Consider the following 14146-nt stretch of genomic DNA (forward strand, 5'->3'; position numbering starts at 1 on the left):
ACGTTTCGTCTCAGGCTAGGCCCTGTTGGCTCAAAAGCCCAACAGGGTTGGCGCGTCTTCCGGCGCCGCGGAGCAATGTCATCCCACGAGGATCGCCGCCTTCGACGGCCACGAACGGCAGGCTAGCTAGATTGAATCCATGACTCTTGATGTGCACAGGCAGCCGTGGCTCGATCTCTCCACCACCGCTCCCTCGCTCCCGGGCGGCGCAGACAAGCAGGTGACAACTCTCATCTCTCTGCTTCGCGAACTCGACGGCAACTCCGGGACCGCACCGGCCACCGAGGCATCCGAGCGAGAGCGGATCCAGAAGCAGATTGGGCCCCTGCAATTGACGCGTCGCATAGGAAACTCACTCGAGGTCACTCCGCTCGGTCGGGCCTGGTTGGCGGAACCCGACCTCGAAGATCTCTTCCGGATCTTCCATTCTCGGATCGCATACTTCGGGGAGATGCTGGCGACGATCGCCGATACGCCAGTTCATGCGGAAGACCTGCGTGCTGATGCAGTCGACTCTTTCGGCATGACGTGGGATTCGATGGACCAGGTACGGCGACGCTTGTCGTGGCTGCACGCGATGGGACTGGTTGAGGATGGCCCCAAGCGACTGCACCGAATCACTGCTCTGGGGAAGAAGGTTCTCTCTGAGACCGCTGTAGAAACGGCCGACAGCATCCGCGCCGCCCGCGCAGAGGTCTCTGGCCGAGCGTCCATCGACCCCGCACCACCGGCAGTCGCGCAAATCGTGGCAAGCTCGCTCGACAACAAGCGGTCACTTGCCGCACCATACCTCACCGCGGCTCCTGTCGACGCCTTGACTGAGCTTGCCTTGGAAGCGCTGAACGGTTCCACGAAGGACGCCGCGGTCAAGCGCATCGCGGTCGCTCACTCGATCAGTGAAAGCTCGGCGAAGTCGTTTGTAGACTCAGCTGGAGCCCTGGGACTGTACGAGTACACGGGCAAGGTGGACATCCGCACCACCGCGTTGGGCGTTGAGTGGCTGCAGCACCCGACTCCACTCAACTTCGTCCGAATTCTGCACACTCGATACTTTGGCGTGGGAGAACTGCTGCAACATCTCGACGAGACGCCACGCTCGTCTGGCGAGATACACACACGCCTTTTCGGAGCATCCAGCACGCCGAAACCGAACCGCACGACGGCAATCTTGCGCCATCTCGGTGCCGCAAACGCAGTCGCCTCGATCGGATTTTCGCGATACGTGATCACCGAACTCGGCAAGTCACTCCGCGAAGAGCTTCCCCTGGAAGAAGGCGAAGCGCAGACCGCAGGACCGGACGCGCACGAGACTCATGAGCAGCAGCCGAATGAGGTCGACACGCTGATCACGGAGCTCGAGGAGGCGTCCCGCGACTCCGCCAATCCTGACCGATTCGAACAGGCGTGCGCTGCGGCTTTCGAAGCGCTCGGCGTTGAAGCTCAACACCTCGGCGGCCCCGGACGCACCGATGTCCTGGTGACGATCAAGTCCAGTTTGAACGTCATTGCCAAAGCAATCGTCGATGCGAAGTCCGCGTCGGGGCAGCTCGCGGAAGGCTCGATCAAGTTCGACGCGCTTAAGGAGCACGCGGCGAAGCACGATGCAACCCTGATGGCCGTCGTCGCACCAAGTTATGAAGGAAGCGGACGCCTGAGGGCCTGGGCCCAGGCCAACGACGTCGTCCTTCTCACTGCATCCGAATTGGGTGCCCGCTTGCGTGCTCATCATGCGTACCCCTTCAGCGCTGAGGACGTGAAGGATCTGTTGACGGTCGGGGGTAAAGAGGCAGTCGACTCGCGGCACCTCGCTGCTATGGACCACTTGGCCCTGGTGACGACCGTCATGCGCGAACTCTCAGCCGAAGCCGCCCAGCCGGTGCCGGAACCTGTCGCGCCTCGTGATATCGGTCGCATCATGCGTCGAGGCGGAAGCACGATCGCCGACGATACAGTCAGTGCTGTTCTCGAGCTGCTGTCGCAGCCAGCAATCGGGGCTGTCGGCTCCAATGCGGACGGGCTTTACACACTGCCTTCCGCGCCACGCGTGGCCGCGACGCGACTGCGCGCGCTAGCCAGGGCCATCGAAGAATCCACACCACCCGCTCAGTAGCCCTCCGAGGTTTGCCCGACGTCACTCCTCTCGATAGCCCCGAGCCACGGCTACCGAGCCGAACTTGCGACGACTCCTCTGCTTTAAATCGACCCTAGGCCGCGATGCCCCGCAACAGCCGCGTGACCGTCTCGTCGATGCGGTCTTCGCTGAGCGGCTGCCCGATGAGCGCCGCGTACGACGCCATCGCGATGAGCTGATCGGCGATGGCGTCGGCATCCACGTCCGGGCGGATCTCATCCGCCGACTGTCCGCGGTCGATGCGCTCCGCGACCCACGCCCGGATCGGCGCTGCCAGCCGCTCGTTGAGCGCGAGTCCGAGCTCGTGGTCGGTGGCCGTCACCGCGATGAGCGCTCGGGCGAGTGCCGTTCCCTCGGGACTGCCGAGTCCTGCCGACATCGCCGAGAACCACGCGTGCAGGTCTGCGCGGATGTCGTCGGTGATCGGCACCTCGACGTCGGCGCCCGGCAGGTCGCCCTCGAGCAGCGCCTCACCGAGGATCGCCGCCTTCGACGGCCACCAGCGGTAGATCGTCTGCTTGGCGACTCCGGCCGATTCCGCGAGTCCCTCGATCGTCACAGCCTCATACGCGCCGGCGACGACAGCCGTGCGCATCGCGTCGAGCACGGACCGGCGCGCGGCTTCACTGCGAGGACGAGGCATGAGGACAAGGCTACTGACGGATGCCGTGGCGTGATGCCTCGCGGAATGCTGCCATGACGTCAGACGGGGTGTTAGCTGGGTCGCATGACTGCTCCCGACCCCTCGCCACGACGGGCACGCGGGTCGGCCACGACTCAGTGCCGCGTCGTCGCCGGCATCCTTTCCATCGTCGGTGGCGTGCTGCTGATTTGGTGGGGTGCGTCGGAACTGCTCGCCGCGGGGGTCGCGGCGGGCGCCCCCGGGACCGGAGGCGGCTTCCCCGCACTCGCCCTTGGCGCAGCTCTGACCGGAACGGCCTCTGCGGTGTGGGGACTGTGCGCCCTCGCGTGGCAGCTCGGCAAGATGGTGGTGAAGCACCGGCGCGAGCGGCCCGGTCGCTGATCGAACCTTTACGTCAGTCCTGGATGCCGGCGTCGCGGCCGTAACGATCCTCGAACTCGCGGATCGCGCGGCGGGCGGCGAAGAGTCTCCACACGGCATACACCGCTCCGATAACGAAGGCGGCGAGCGCGAGCCACGGAAACCATCCGCCCCTGCCGTCAACGATGAAGGCCACGAAGACCGAAGCCGCGACGAGGGGCGACACGATCATCCACAGCGCGGAGTTCCTTTCCCTGTGCAGCGCGAATCGCTGCTGAATCAGCGATGGCGTCGGCTCTGGTTCGCTCATGGGGGAAGCGTAGCGGCCGGCAACACCGCAGGTCACCGCCGCAATCCGTGCTTGTCCTCACCCTGAGCTGACCGGTATACAGGTCCCAGGCACCCAGCGGTGTCCGCGATTCGTCGCGTCAGTCGATGGGGACGGCACATGGCACAGAGCACGGCATCGCGAGGGCGACGCAGAGGATGGCGCGAGATCGGACTGATCGTCGTCACCCTCCTGATCGGAACCGTCGGACTCACTGCCTGCGGTGCGACGACGAGCTCGGCGGACTCATCATCTGCATCCACGCCGTCTCCGACTCCCACGCCGGAAACGACCTTCGAGACGGTGACCGAAGAAGTCGCCATCCCGTTCGCGGCGACCGTCGTCGACGACCCGCTCCGCGATCAGGGCACGACCGCTCTGGTGACGGCGGGCGTGAACGGAGTGAAGGTCATCACCTACAAGGTGACGCTCGTCGACGGGGTCGAGGTACTGCGCGAAGCGGTGAGCGAAGCTGTGCAGACAGCTCCGGTCGACGAGGTGACCGCGATCGGCAGCAAGGCTCCAGCGCCTGTCGCCGCACCCGTTCCGCTTGTGCAGCAAGGCGGTGGAGGGTGCGATCCGAACTACACCGGTGCGTGCGTGCCGATCGCAAGCGACGTCGACTGCGCCGGCGGGAGCGGGAACGGGCCTGCGTACGTGCAGGGCCCTGTGCGGATCGTCGGTTCGGACATCTACGACCTCGACCGCGACGGCGACGGGATCGCCTGCGACTAGTCGCGTCGCCCGCTCGGCTCGCGTGACGGCCGCGGAAGCGTTGCGCCGACGGCCACCCACATCAGGGCGAACAGGAAGAGCGCTGAGCCGACCCAATCGGGCAGGGCGCCGACGATCAGCAGCGGGGCCGCGACGACACCGACGACGATGACGACGTTGCAAATGACATGAAAGACCCTGCGGTCGCTGCTCGCACGAATCGCGCTGCTCATCCGGTCAGCGTAGTCGTATGGCGACACTGAACGAAACCCTAAGAGGCGGCGTCCACCCTCCGGTACACCTGCGCCACGGCACCCGACCGGAACTCGCGCCGGTCCACGGGTTCCAACCGCACCCGCTCGCGCAACCCGTCGAACAGGTACGGGCCGTGACCCGCGAGAATCGGATGCACGACGAAGATGTACTCGTCGATCAGCCCAAGATCCGTGAGCGCGGTCGACAGCGCGACCCCGCCGACCGACAGCCCCTTGCCCGGCTGCTCCTTCAGTCGCTGCACGGCCTCGCGGAGGTCGCCCTGCACGAGCTCGGCATTCCAGTCGACCTCGTCGAGCGTGCTCGAGACGACGTACTTCTTCGCCCGATCGAGGGTGTCGGCGAACTCCTGCTCCCCCTCGTCCATCCAGTCGGGCCAGACCCCGTCATCCGGACGCTTCCACGCCTCCCGCATCATCTCGTACGTGACGCGGCCGTAGAGCTCGGCATCCGAGTTCTCCATCTGCTCGGTCCAGAAGCGCATCAGCTCCTCATCGGGAGCGACGCCGGCCTCGTGATGGACGCAGCCGTCCAGCGTGACGTTGATGGCGTACCGCAGTGGTCTCATGGCGCTGCTCTCCCTTGATGCAAACGTCGTTGTTGACAGTATTCTGCACCCCACGCGAGCGAGGACTATCGTCGCATCGCGAGGGGGCTTCATGGTCAACAGCGGTCGCGCCCGCGTCTGGCAGGTTCTCGCGTACGGATTCGCCGTCGCGGCCATCGCCGTCGGCATCGCAGGTCTCGTCATGCTCGCATCGCTGTCGGAGTCCACCGCAGTCGTGGTCCGCACGATGATCTTCGGCGTCGTTCCGGCGTTGACGGTGTTGGCGCTCGGGTCTCTGGCCTCCTTCCGCCGCCCCGCAAACGATGTGTGGCCGTCGGTAGCGCTCGCTCTGGTGGGCGTGGGCTTCGTGACGGCGGCCCACCAGTCGTGGTATCGAGACATCGACAGTGAGCAGCCCGACTCGGGCGTCACGGCGGTGCTCTTCGGGGCCGCGATGCTGACCTTGGGGACTGCGATCGCCGTGGTCCTCACTGGGTACCTGCGTCGAACACGCCTCTCGATCGGTACAGCCGTGGCGAGCAGTTTCGCTCTCGGAATCGTCATCGCCGGCGCGTTGGTGATCTCGCTCGCGACACCGTCCGCCAGCCTTCTGCTCGCGATCGGGACGCTGATCACGATCGTGGTGGTGTCTCGCGCCTCGGGCGGTCCGGAGGTGGGCGCGGAGCGGCAGGCGGAGTAGGAAAGGCGCTCGACGGCAGTTGCCGCGTTTCGTCACTTCGACTCGCTGCGCTCGCTCAGTACGGCGCTCGCTTCGCTCGCTCAACGACCAGACAGATCACCCGGCGGTTGACCTTGACGCAAGGGCAATGTCTACCGTCGGATGACATGACCGTCACCCTGATCGACAGTGCCTCCGCCACCGCCCGCATCCTCGACGTCGCCCCGGCCGACCGCCCCGACCTCGTCCGCGAGATGTGGGCGCCGATGGCGGGGATGTATCACTTCATCCCCGGCGGGCTCGATCTCGCCGACGTCCATCGGCAGAGCTTCGGGTTCGATGCCGAGCATCCATCGGATCAGCTCCGCGCCGGACTCGACGCCCTCGTCGACGCCGACGCATGGCAGCGCGTCGAGGCCGCGCTGCACACCGGCATCGAGGCGCTGGAGCGCGCGAATCCCGGCATCCTGATCCCCGACCTGACCGTGCTGCTGGTCCTCGGCGATCCGACCAACGCGCACTTCATCGACGAGGTGCAGGGGCTCTCCGGATTCGGCGGAATCAGCGGCCACATCACGCTCACGCTGTGGCCGACGCCACCCGTGCTCGACCGACTCGAGGCGATCGCCGTGCACGAGCTGCACCACAACGTGCGCTACTCCCCCGGCGGCGTGGTCTGGGATCCGGCCACGGTCACCGTCGGCGAGCACGTGATCTCCGAGGGGCTCGCCGACGTCTTCGCCACCGAACTCTACGGACCGTCCGGCTACACGCACTTCGTCTCCCCCGAGACCCGCGCCGACGATCAGGTGCTCGCGAAGGTCGCCACCGGCCTCGGCGTCACCGGCATGCAGGACTTCGCGGCGTGGGTGCTCGGCGACGCGACGGCGCGTCTGTTCGGCGGTGAACCCGTCGGGCTCCCGACCGGGGCCGGCTACGCGGCAGGCGCCCGCCTCGTCGAGGCGTACCGTGAGGTGAGCGGACGCACGGCGGCAGAATCCGTGCACGAGCCGGCGTCCGGCATCCTGGGCCTCGCCCTCCCGCGCCTCGGACTGGCCGCGACCACCGACGACTGAACGGAGCACCTATGGAGTGGACCGTCTCCGAGCTCGCCGAGCGCGCGGGCGTCAGCGGCCGGACCCTGCGCCACTACGACCGCTTCGGACTGCTGCCGCCCGACCGGACCGGCTCGAACGGCTACCGCTACTACGGACCCGTCGCCGTCGCGCGGCTGCAACGCATCCTGCTGCTGCGCGATGCCGGCATGCCGCTCGCTGAGATCGCGTCGATGCTCGATGCCGCCGAGACGCCCGAGGCAGAGGTCGCCGCGCTGCGCGCACATCTCGCGCAGTTGCAGACGGAGGCGGATGCCGTCGCCCGCCGCATCGCGTCGGTCGAGCACACGATCGACATGCGCATTCAGGGGCGCGAGCCGCGCATGGACGTCATGCTGCAGGGCTTCAACGACGACTACGAAGACGAGGTCGTGCAGCGCTGGGGACGCGAAGCCTTCGACGCCTCGAACCGATGGTGGCACGGCAAGTCGGTGCGGCAGCAGCGCGAGTGGAAGTCTCGCACCGATGCGCTCGTCGAGCGGTGGCGTGAGCTACACGAGCAGGGTCTCGGCCCGGATTCGCCCGAGGCGCAGGCGCATGCCGCCTCGCACCTGAACTGGTTCGCCGAGATCCCCGGCACGCCCACGCATACCGGGGACGCTGAGAACGCGAAGGCGATGGTGCTCGGCATGGCCGACCAGTACGAGACGAACCCCGACTTCCACGAGACGTTCGGAACGGCGGATGCCGCGGCCTTCGCCGCCGCCGCTCTGCGCATCCACATGCGGAAGCGGTGATCGATCGCCTCGCAAGGGCCTGTCGCGGCATCCGCCCGCCGCTCTAACCTGACCGGCATGCTGAAGATCGTCTCGATCGTGATCCGCGTGAACGACCTGCCCGCGCAGGCAGAGTTCTGGAAGGCCGCCCTCGACTACGTCGAGCGCGATCCGGCATCCGATGACTGGGTCGTGCTCAAACCGCGCGACGCGGAGGCGCCGTGCATCGCCCTCGACGCGCATCACTCCGAGCGGGTGCTGCCGCCGCGCATCCACCTCGACATCTACGCCGAGGACCAGGATGCCGAGGTGCGCCGCCTTTCCTCACTCGGCGCGACCGTGGTGCCGTGGGACGGGCGTCCGGATGACGCCGACTACGTGATCATGCAGGACCCGGAGGGCAACCGCTTCTGCATCGTCGACCGTCCGGACTGGGTGGGCTGGGGCGCGGTCGGGCGGTGAAGGGTCAGAGCGTGCGCGAGTAGTAGAACGCCCGCTCGCCGGTCGCCGGGTCGGCGCCGGTGAAGCCGTGGGCCTCGTAGAAGCGCATCGTGTCGGCATCCGACTCGTCGACGTTGATCTCGATCTCCGCGACGCCGAGCCGCTGGCACGCCTCGACCGTCACGCGCAGGATCTCGCCGCCGATGCCTCCGCCCCGCTCATCCGGCGCGACGTACATCTCGTCGAGCAGGGCGACCGGTCCGTCGGACCACACGTTCGGACGCAGCGTCACCAGCGCGACCCCGATCGCCGGCTCGCCGCCGAGAACCGCGAATGTCGAGGGCCCAGCGAGCAGGGTGCGCAGCCGACGCGCGAGCACCTCGACCCCCGGAGTGGCGGTGTCGAACTCGGTGTTGAAGTCGTGCAGCAGCTCGGCGATGCGCGGGGCATCGTCGGGCGTCGCCGTGCGGATGCGGTACGCGCGGGGTTCGTCGTTCATCGGGTCTCTTTCGGGTAGAGAGTGTCGGGATGCCGGAGTGCGGCGATCCGAGGAATGTAGCGCGTTTCGTCTCGCTTCGCTCGCTCAACCACCCGGGGGAGGGCACGCCGTCGATCAGTTCGATTCGGCCTTGCGGGAGCCGGCCTCGAGCACGTCGCCGGCCGGGAGCTCCTTGTGCCCGCCGAACTGCAGACGCATCGCCGAGAGGACCTGGTTCGCGAAGCGGTCCTCGTCGCGCGAGGCGAAGCGCTCGAAGAGGGATGCCGCGAGCACCGGCACCGGCACGCCCACGTCGACCGCGGCCTTGACCGTCCAACGCCCCTCGCCGGAGTCGGAGACGCGGCCGGCGAGTCCGTCGAGCGTGGGGTTCTCGGTCAGCGCCGCCGCCGTGAGGTCGAGCAGCCACGACGAGATCACCGATCCGCGGCGCCACAGCTCGGCGACCTTCGCCGTATCGATGGGGAACTGGTAGTACTCGGGCTCCTCCAGCGGCGCGATCTCGGCGGAGTGCTCGGCCTCGCGCACCCCGGCATCCGCGTTGTGCAGCAGGTTCAGGCCCTCGGCGATCGACGCCATGATGCCGTACTCGATGCCGTTGTGCACCATCTTCACGAAGTGCCCGGCACCCGACGGCCCGCAGTGCAGATAGCCGAGCTCCTCCGGGCCCAGGTCGCCGGTGCGCCCCGGCGTCCGCTCGATCTCGCCCGCGCCCGGAGCGATCGTCTTCAGGATCGGCTCGATGCGCTGCACGGCCTCGTCCGGCCCGCCGACCATGAGGCAGTAGCCGCGGTCGAGCCCGAAGACGCCGCCGCTCGTGCCCACGTCGACGTAGTGGATGCCGCGCTCCTTCAGCGCCTTCGCCCGACGGACGTCGTCGCGATAGTTCGAGTTGCCGCCGTCGATGAGGATGTCGCCCTCTTCGAGCACGGCCGCCGCCTCATCGGCGACCGCGCCGGTCAGGCCAGCCGGCACCATCATCCAGACGGCCCGCGGCGCCTCGAGCTTCGACGCGAGATCGGTCATGCTGTCGGCGCCGACGGCGCCCTCCTCGACCAGGCCCTGCACGGCATCCGCGTTCACGTCGTAGACCACGCAGTCGTGTCCGTCGCGCATCAGGCGGCGCACGATGTTGGCGCCCATCCGTCCGAGTCCGATCATCGCGATCTGCATGAGGGTTCCTTCCATCGCCGAGCAGGGATGTCGTCATCCTCACACGCCCGCGGGCTCCGACCAAAGGGGGTGGCGCGTTTGGCGGAGAGGTGGGTGGGTGTTGTGCGGTCGCTCAACGACCCGGCACGGTGGGGTCGTCGCGGCGCCCCGAGGCGACACCGCTCCGCACCAGCACGCCGACCACCGCGATGACGAGCGCGACGAGCACCGGCATCCCTCCGACACCGAGCATCAGCGGGAACACCTGCGCGGTCGCCGACGCCATCTCCACCAGATCCCCCTTCAGCACGCGCATGCCGAGGCCGTACTGGATCGCGCCGAACAGAGCGGGCAGGATCCACAGCGCCAGCAACGACACGACCCACACCACGAGTCGCGCCGCCGGACGCACCCCGCACCACGCCAGCGCGAGGCCCACCACGACCGCCGGGACCCACCGCAGCAGCTCGGGGACCCACATCGGCGCGAGAGCGTCACCGGTGAAGGCCAGCACCCACCTCGCGGCCCATGAGCCGAACGGAACCGCAGCGAGAGCGACACCGAACGCCGCGATACCCGTCGAGCGGCGCGAGGTCATCCAGAATCCGAGCTGCGCCATCAGTGTGGCGGCGATCGCACCGAAGAGCATCCCGCCCAGATACACGATCGAGCGCCGGTCGCTCGCGAGTCCGAGACCCGCCGCGACGACCGCGAAGCTCTGCACGACGGCGATCACGTGCACGAGGAGCACGCCCAGGGCCGCCGGCCACACCGCGATCTCGCGACGACGACCCACGATGTGCACGGCGACGCCGGCGAAGACCCCGCCGATGAGCACGAGGGAGAACAGGAGCGTCGCGAAGTACTGACTCACGGGCAGCATCACGATCGGCATGTCCCCGGGCATCGTCGCCGAGCTCCAGAGGTTCTGCAGCGGGAGCCGCGCGCCCCCGACCAGCCAGGGCAGCACGCCGAGGCTGCCGCCGCCCACCCCGATCGCGAACGGCAGGAGGCGCGTGCGCGTCGGTGCGGGCGCGAGGGCAGTGGTGTCGGTCATGAGAGCAACGGTGGCACAGGAACCGCATTTCGTCTCGCTGCGCTCGCTCAACGGCTCGGCGAGGGGCGGGAGAAGAGCAATAGGTATAGAACTCGACTCGCTCCGTATATTTATAGATATAAATAGCTTTAATACGCTTTTCGGGCTACAGTGGCGATGTCGCCCAGAGCGGGGCGACCCGAGATCGACCGAGGAGCATCGTGGCTCAGACCCATTCGGCCTTCATCCACTCCGTGGCAGAGCGCGTGCGCGACCGCACCGACGAGGCCACCGCGGCGATGTTCGAGCGCTGCTTCGAGAACACGCTCGGCACCACGCTGCGGGAGATGCCCGACGGCACGCTCTTCATGCTGACGGGCGACATCCCGGCGATGTGGCTGCGTGATTCGACCGCTCAGCTCGGCCCCTACCTGCATTTCGCGGCCGAGGACCCGGCGATCAGCGACATGATCGCCGCCGTCTCACGCCGCCAGATCGACTACGTGCTGCTCGACCCCTACGCGAATGCTTTCAACGCGGCCGCCGACGGCAGCGGACACCAGAGCGACCTCACCGAGCAGTCGCCGTGGGTGTGGGAACGCAAGTACGAGGTCGACTCGCTCTGCTACCCCGTGCAGCTCGCCCACGACCTGTGGACCCTGACCGGCCGCACCGACCACCTCGGCGAGCCTTTCGCCCGCGCGGCCCGCGCCATCATCGCGCTGTGGCGCACCGAGCAGGAGCACGAAGCCCGATCGACGTACCGCTTCCAACGGTTCGACTGCCCGTCGACCGACACCCTCGTGCGCGACGGCCGCGGCAGCGAGACCGCGCCGACCGGCATGACCTGGTCGGCGTTCCGCCCGAGCGACGACGCCTGCGAGTACGGCTACAACGTGCCGGGCAACATGTTCGCTGCCGTCGAGCTGCAGCACATCGAGGCCATCGCCGCGGCCGTTCTCGACGACCCCGAGCTCGCGGCGAGCGCCCGCGACCTGCGCGCCGACATCGAGCGGGGCATCGCGCAGCACGCGGTCGTCGACACCCCCGACCACGGACAGGTGTACGCCTACGAGGTCGACGGTCGCGGCGGCATCCTGCTCCTCGACGACGCCAACGTGCCGAGCCTGCTCTCCCTGCCGCTGATCGGCTGGAGCGGCGTCGACGACCCCCTCTACCTCTCGACCCGCTCGTGGATCCTCAGCGACGCGAACCCGACCTTCGTCTCGGGCACCCTCCCCTGGGGCGACGAGGCGCGCGGACTCGGCAGCCCGCACACCCCCGCCGGCCACATCTGGCCGATCGGCCTCTGCATCGAGGCGCTGACGACCGACGATCAGAGCGAGAAGCAGCGCATCCTCCGGCTGCTCCTCGAGACGGACGCCGGGACCGGCCTCATGCACGAGTCCTTCCTCGCGACCGACCCGACTGTGTTCACGCGCGAGTGGTTCTCGTGGGCGAACGCGATGTTCTGCGAGCTCGTGCTCGACATCACCGGACTGCGCACGGTGAAGCGCGAACCAGTGAAGCGGGAGCCGCTGAGCCGCGGGCCCCTGACCGAGGCGCGGTCGGCATGAGCGCGCAGATCACCGCCGAACCGGCATCCGTCTCTCCGCAGCCGCCGGCGGGCCCGGCCCGCCCCGCGAAGACCCGCAAGCCCCGCAACCCCTCCGCGCGCCAGATGACCTGGAACGCCTGGCTGTTCCTGCTCGTGCCCGGCGTGCTGTTCGTCGTGTTCATGGCGCTGCCGATCGTCATGGCCCTCGTGCTGAGCCTCACCGACTACGCGATCGTCGGCGACTTCGAATGGCTCGGCATCCAGAACTACCTCGACATCGCCGTCGACCCGTTCTTCTGGATCGCCCTGCGCAACACCGCGTATTACACGCTGCTCTACGTGCCGGCCGGACTCGTCGTCGCCCTCGGCACCGCCCTGCTGCTCAACCGCCGCCACCGCGCGGTGCGGCTGTTCCGCACGCTGTTCTACATCCCCGTCGTCGCCTCGACGGTCGCGACGGCGACGATCTGGTTCTGGATGCTGAACCCGCAGAGCGGTCTGCTCAACGTCGTGCTCAGCTGGTTCGGCATCGACGGGCCCGCGTGGCTCTACGAGTCGCAGTGGGCCATGATCGCGATCGTCATGATGAGCGTGTGGGCCGGTTTCGGCGCCAACATGATCATCTTCCTCGGCGGGCTTCAGGGCGTGCCGGGCGAGCTGTACGAGGCGGCGCGGCTCGACGGTGCGAACGCCTGGCAGCAGTTCCGGTATGTGACGCTGCCGTCGCTCACCCGCACGACGTTCCTGGTGTCGACGCTGCTCATCATCGGGGCGTTCCAGGTGTTCGACCAGGCCTACGTGCTCACCAAGGGCGGCCCGGGCAACTCGACCGTCACGATGGTCTACTACATCTACAACAAGGGCTTCGGGGCGCTCGAGATGGGCTACGCCTCCGCCCTGTCGTTCGTGCTGTTCCTCATCATCCTCGTCTTCTCCCTGGTCAACGCCAGGCTCACGAACAGGAGGGACGCGTGATGACGAACACCCTCAGCGGACCCCGCACCGTCGCCACCTCGATCGCCGCGGGCACGACGCTCGCCCCGATCCCGACCTCGCGGCGCAAGACCCCGCGGCAGCGCCTCGCCACGATCGGCTGGTACGTCGGCGTCATCCTCATCAGCGTCATCACCGTCGCCCCGCTCGTGTGGACGATCTCGACGTCGCTGAAGCCGGCGAGCGAGATCCTCTCCGGCGCCCTGAACCTCATCCCCGCGAATCCGACGATCGAGAACTACCTGCAGGTGTTCGAGGAGGTGCCGTTCGGCCGGTACTTCGTGAACTCGCTCGTGCTGGGTCTCGGCGGCGCGGCGACGAACATCTTCTTCGGCGCCCTCGGCGGATACGCGCTCGCGAAGCTGCGGTTCAAGGGCCGCGCAGCGGTGTTCGCCGTTTTCCTGTCGTCGCTCATGATCCCCGGCATCATCACGATGATCCCGTCATTCCTCATCCTGCGCGGCATCCCGTTCGCCGGAGGCAACGACGTGCTCGGACAGGGCGGTCTCGGTCTCATCAACACCTACTGGGCCGTGATCATCCCGGGAGCGGCCGGCGCCTTCGCGGTGTTCTTCATGAAGCAGTTCTTCGAGACGCTGCCCGACGAGCTCGGCGAGGCAGCCCGCATCGACGGCGCGAGCGAGTTCCGCATCTTCACGGTCATCTACTTCCCGCTCGCCAAGGCCGGGCTCGCGGTGCTCGGCATCATCAGCTTCCAGGCCGGATGGAACAACTTCCTCTGGCCGCTGATCGTGCTCAACAGCCAGGACATGATGACCGTCCAGGTCGGCCTCGCGTCGTTCGTCAACAACTACGAGACCGCGTACGGCCCCCTCATGGCCGGCACCGTGATCGCCAGCCTTCCCGTGCTGCTCGTCTTCCTCTTCGCGCAGCGCTGGATCATCGAGGGCGTCGCGCACGTCGGCTCGAAATAGCACCTTCCCACCACCACAGCACCACCATC

The 14146-nt window shown here is 67.7% G+C and carries 17 protein-coding genes; 10 read left to right on the forward strand and 7 right to left on the reverse strand.

Features of this window, described 5'->3' with window-relative positions:
• The first annotated feature begins 139 nt into the window (after positions 1-139).
• The gene (locus RAC81_RS07200) at positions 140-2110 is read left to right on the forward strand and encodes a restriction endonuclease (RefSeq protein WP_375081718.1); all 1971 of its coding nucleotides are present in this window, start codon (positions 140-142) and stop codon (positions 2108-2110) included.
• A 94-nt stretch (positions 2111-2204) separates the two neighbouring features.
• Here RAC81_RS07200 and RAC81_RS07205 read toward each other — a convergent pair whose 3' ends face one another.
• Positions 2205-2774, reverse strand: coding sequence for a TetR/AcrR family transcriptional regulator (locus RAC81_RS07205; RefSeq protein ID WP_375081719.1), 570 nt, complete (start codon positions 2772-2774; stop codon positions 2205-2207).
• A gap of 84 nt (positions 2775-2858) precedes the next feature.
• Here RAC81_RS07205 and RAC81_RS07210 point away from each other — a divergent pair, with 84 nt between their 5' ends.
• Positions 2859-3155, forward strand: a complete 297-nt coding sequence (locus RAC81_RS07210) for a hypothetical protein (RefSeq protein WP_375081720.1) — start codon at positions 2859-2861, stop codon at positions 3153-3155.
• 13 nt (positions 3156-3168) lie between these two features.
• Here the strand turns inward: RAC81_RS07210 and RAC81_RS07215 are convergent, their stop codons facing one another.
• Positions 3169-3444: a hypothetical protein gene (locus RAC81_RS07215; protein ID WP_375081721.1), complete on the reverse strand. Its 276-nt coding sequence runs from the start codon at positions 3442-3444 to the stop codon at positions 3169-3171.
• Positions 3445-3765: 321 nt separating this feature from the next.
• On the opposite strand from RAC81_RS07215, the gene RAC81_RS07220 reads away from it, so the two are divergent.
• Positions 3766-4197 (forward strand): G5 domain-containing protein, encoded by a 432-nt coding sequence (locus RAC81_RS07220; RefSeq protein WP_375081722.1) that lies wholly within the window; start codon positions 3766-3768, stop codon positions 4195-4197.
• Here RAC81_RS07220 and RAC81_RS07225 read toward each other — a convergent pair.
• A complete protein-coding gene (locus RAC81_RS07225) occupies positions 4194-4409 on the reverse strand; it encodes a hypothetical protein (protein WP_375081723.1) in 216 nt (71 codons plus the stop codon). The two genes, RAC81_RS07220 and RAC81_RS07225, sit on opposite strands and share 4 nt — an antisense overlap.
• Before the next feature lie 38 nt (positions 4410-4447).
• A complete protein-coding gene (locus tag RAC81_RS07230) occupies positions 4448-5017 on the reverse strand; it encodes a dihydrofolate reductase family protein (RefSeq protein ID WP_375081724.1) in 570 nt (189 codons plus the stop codon).
• Here RAC81_RS07230 and RAC81_RS07235 point away from each other — a divergent pair.
• The 4 genes from RAC81_RS07235 to RAC81_RS07250 all read left to right on the forward strand — a co-directional run bounded on the left by RAC81_RS07235 (position 5016) and on the right by RAC81_RS07250 (position 7968).
• A complete protein-coding gene (locus RAC81_RS07235) occupies positions 5016-5696 on the forward strand; it encodes a hypothetical protein (RefSeq protein WP_375081725.1) in 681 nt (226 codons plus the stop codon). The two genes, RAC81_RS07230 and RAC81_RS07235, sit on opposite strands and share 2 nt — an antisense overlap.
• Positions 5697-5842: 146 nt before the next feature.
• Complete coding sequence (locus RAC81_RS07240; RefSeq protein ID WP_375081726.1) at positions 5843-6751, forward strand: DUF2268 domain-containing protein; 909 nt, start codon at positions 5843-5845, stop codon at positions 6749-6751.
• 11 nt (positions 6752-6762) lie between these two features.
• Positions 6763-7527, forward strand: a complete 765-nt coding sequence (locus tag RAC81_RS07245; protein WP_375081727.1) for a MerR family transcriptional regulator — start codon at positions 6763-6765, stop codon at positions 7525-7527.
• A 57-nt stretch (positions 7528-7584) separates the two neighbouring features.
• Positions 7585-7968 (forward strand): VOC family protein, encoded by a 384-nt coding sequence (locus RAC81_RS07250; protein ID WP_375081728.1) that lies wholly within the window; start codon positions 7585-7587, stop codon positions 7966-7968.
• Between the two features lie 4 nt (positions 7969-7972).
• Here RAC81_RS07250 and RAC81_RS07255 read toward each other — a convergent pair whose 3' ends face one another.
• From RAC81_RS07255 to RAC81_RS07265, 3 genes are all read right to left on the reverse strand, one after another.
• A complete protein-coding gene (locus tag RAC81_RS07255; protein ID WP_375081729.1) occupies positions 7973-8446 on the reverse strand; it encodes a GNAT family N-acetyltransferase in 474 nt (157 codons plus the stop codon).
• Between the two features lie 114 nt (positions 8447-8560).
• Positions 8561-9616, reverse strand: coding sequence for a phosphogluconate dehydrogenase (NAD(+)-dependent, decarboxylating) (gene gnd / locus RAC81_RS07260; RefSeq protein ID WP_375081730.1), 1056 nt, complete (start codon positions 9614-9616; stop codon positions 8561-8563).
• Positions 9617-9728: 112 nt separating this feature from the next.
• On the reverse strand, positions 9729-10652 hold the full coding sequence (locus RAC81_RS07265; RefSeq protein WP_375081731.1) for a hypothetical protein: 924 nt from the start codon (positions 10650-10652) through the stop codon (positions 9729-9731).
• A 200-nt stretch (positions 10653-10852) separates the two neighbouring features.
• Between RAC81_RS07265 and RAC81_RS07270 the strand changes: the two genes are divergently transcribed.
• Genes RAC81_RS07270 through RAC81_RS07280 form a run of 3 tightly spaced genes read left to right on the forward strand, consistent with a single transcriptional unit; the run spans position 10853 to position 14117 of the window.
• Complete coding sequence (locus RAC81_RS07270) at positions 10853-12208, forward strand: glycoside hydrolase family 125 protein (protein WP_375081732.1); 1356 nt, start codon at positions 10853-10855, stop codon at positions 12206-12208.
• Entirely contained in the window at positions 12205-13164 is a 960-nt protein-coding gene (locus RAC81_RS07275) for a carbohydrate ABC transporter permease (protein ID WP_375081733.1), read from the forward strand. Before RAC81_RS07270 ends, RAC81_RS07275 begins: the two co-directional genes overlap by 4 nt.
• Positions 13164-14117 (forward strand): carbohydrate ABC transporter permease, encoded by a 954-nt coding sequence (locus RAC81_RS07280; RefSeq protein ID WP_375082051.1) that lies wholly within the window; start codon positions 13164-13166, stop codon positions 14115-14117. The genes RAC81_RS07275 and RAC81_RS07280 overlap by 1 nt, the downstream gene beginning before the upstream one ends.
• The last annotated feature ends 29 nt before the right edge of the window (positions 14118-14146 follow it).

This window comes from Microbacterium sp. CR_7, assembly GCF_041954755.1.
Lineage (GTDB): Bacteria > Actinomycetota > Actinomycetes > Actinomycetales > Microbacteriaceae > Microbacterium.

Bases quoted from the DNA above. Each gene is read 5' to 3' on its own strand.
- RAC81_RS07200 (WP_375081718.1), top strand. From the start codon at position 140: ATGACTCTTGATGTGCACAGGCAGCCGTGGCTCGATCTCTCCACCACC.
- RAC81_RS07205 (WP_375081719.1), bottom strand. From the start codon at position 2,774: ATGCCTCGTCCTCGCAGTGAAGCCGCGCGCCGGTCCGTGCTCGACGCG.
- RAC81_RS07210 (WP_375081720.1), top strand. From the start codon at position 2,859: ATGACTGCTCCCGACCCCTCGCCACGACGGGCACGCGGGTCGGCCACG.
- RAC81_RS07215 (WP_375081721.1), bottom strand. From the start codon at position 3,444: ATGAGCGAACCAGAGCCGACGCCATCGCTGATTCAGCAGCGATTCGCG.
- RAC81_RS07225 (WP_375081723.1), bottom strand. From the start codon at position 4,409: ATGAGCAGCGCGATTCGTGCGAGCAGCGACCGCAGGGTCTTTCATGTC.
- RAC81_RS07235 (WP_375081725.1), top strand. From the start codon at position 5,016: ATGGCGCTGCTCTCCCTTGATGCAAACGTCGTTGTTGACAGTATTCTG.
- RAC81_RS07230 (WP_375081724.1), bottom strand. From the start codon at position 5,017: ATGAGACCACTGCGGTACGCCATCAACGTCACGCTGGACGGCTGCGTC.
- RAC81_RS07240 (WP_375081726.1), top strand. From the start codon at position 5,843: ATGACCGTCACCCTGATCGACAGTGCCTCCGCCACCGCCCGCATCCTC.
- RAC81_RS07245 (WP_375081727.1), top strand. From the start codon at position 6,763: ATGGAGTGGACCGTCTCCGAGCTCGCCGAGCGCGCGGGCGTCAGCGGC.
- RAC81_RS07250 (WP_375081728.1), top strand. From the start codon at position 7,585: ATGCTGAAGATCGTCTCGATCGTGATCCGCGTGAACGACCTGCCCGCG.
- RAC81_RS07255 (WP_375081729.1), bottom strand. From the start codon at position 8,446: ATGAACGACGAACCCCGCGCGTACCGCATCCGCACGGCGACGCCCGAC.
- gnd (WP_375081730.1), bottom strand. From the start codon at position 9,616: ATGCAGATCGCGATGATCGGACTCGGACGGATGGGCGCCAACATCGTG.
- RAC81_RS07265 (WP_375081731.1), bottom strand. From the start codon at position 10,652: ATGACCGACACCACTGCCCTCGCGCCCGCACCGACGCGCACGCGCCTC.
- RAC81_RS07275 (WP_375081733.1), top strand. From the start codon at position 12,205: ATGAGCGCGCAGATCACCGCCGAACCGGCATCCGTCTCTCCGCAGCCG.
- RAC81_RS07280 (WP_375082051.1), top strand. From the start codon at position 13,164: ATGACGAACACCCTCAGCGGACCCCGCACCGTCGCCACCTCGATCGCC.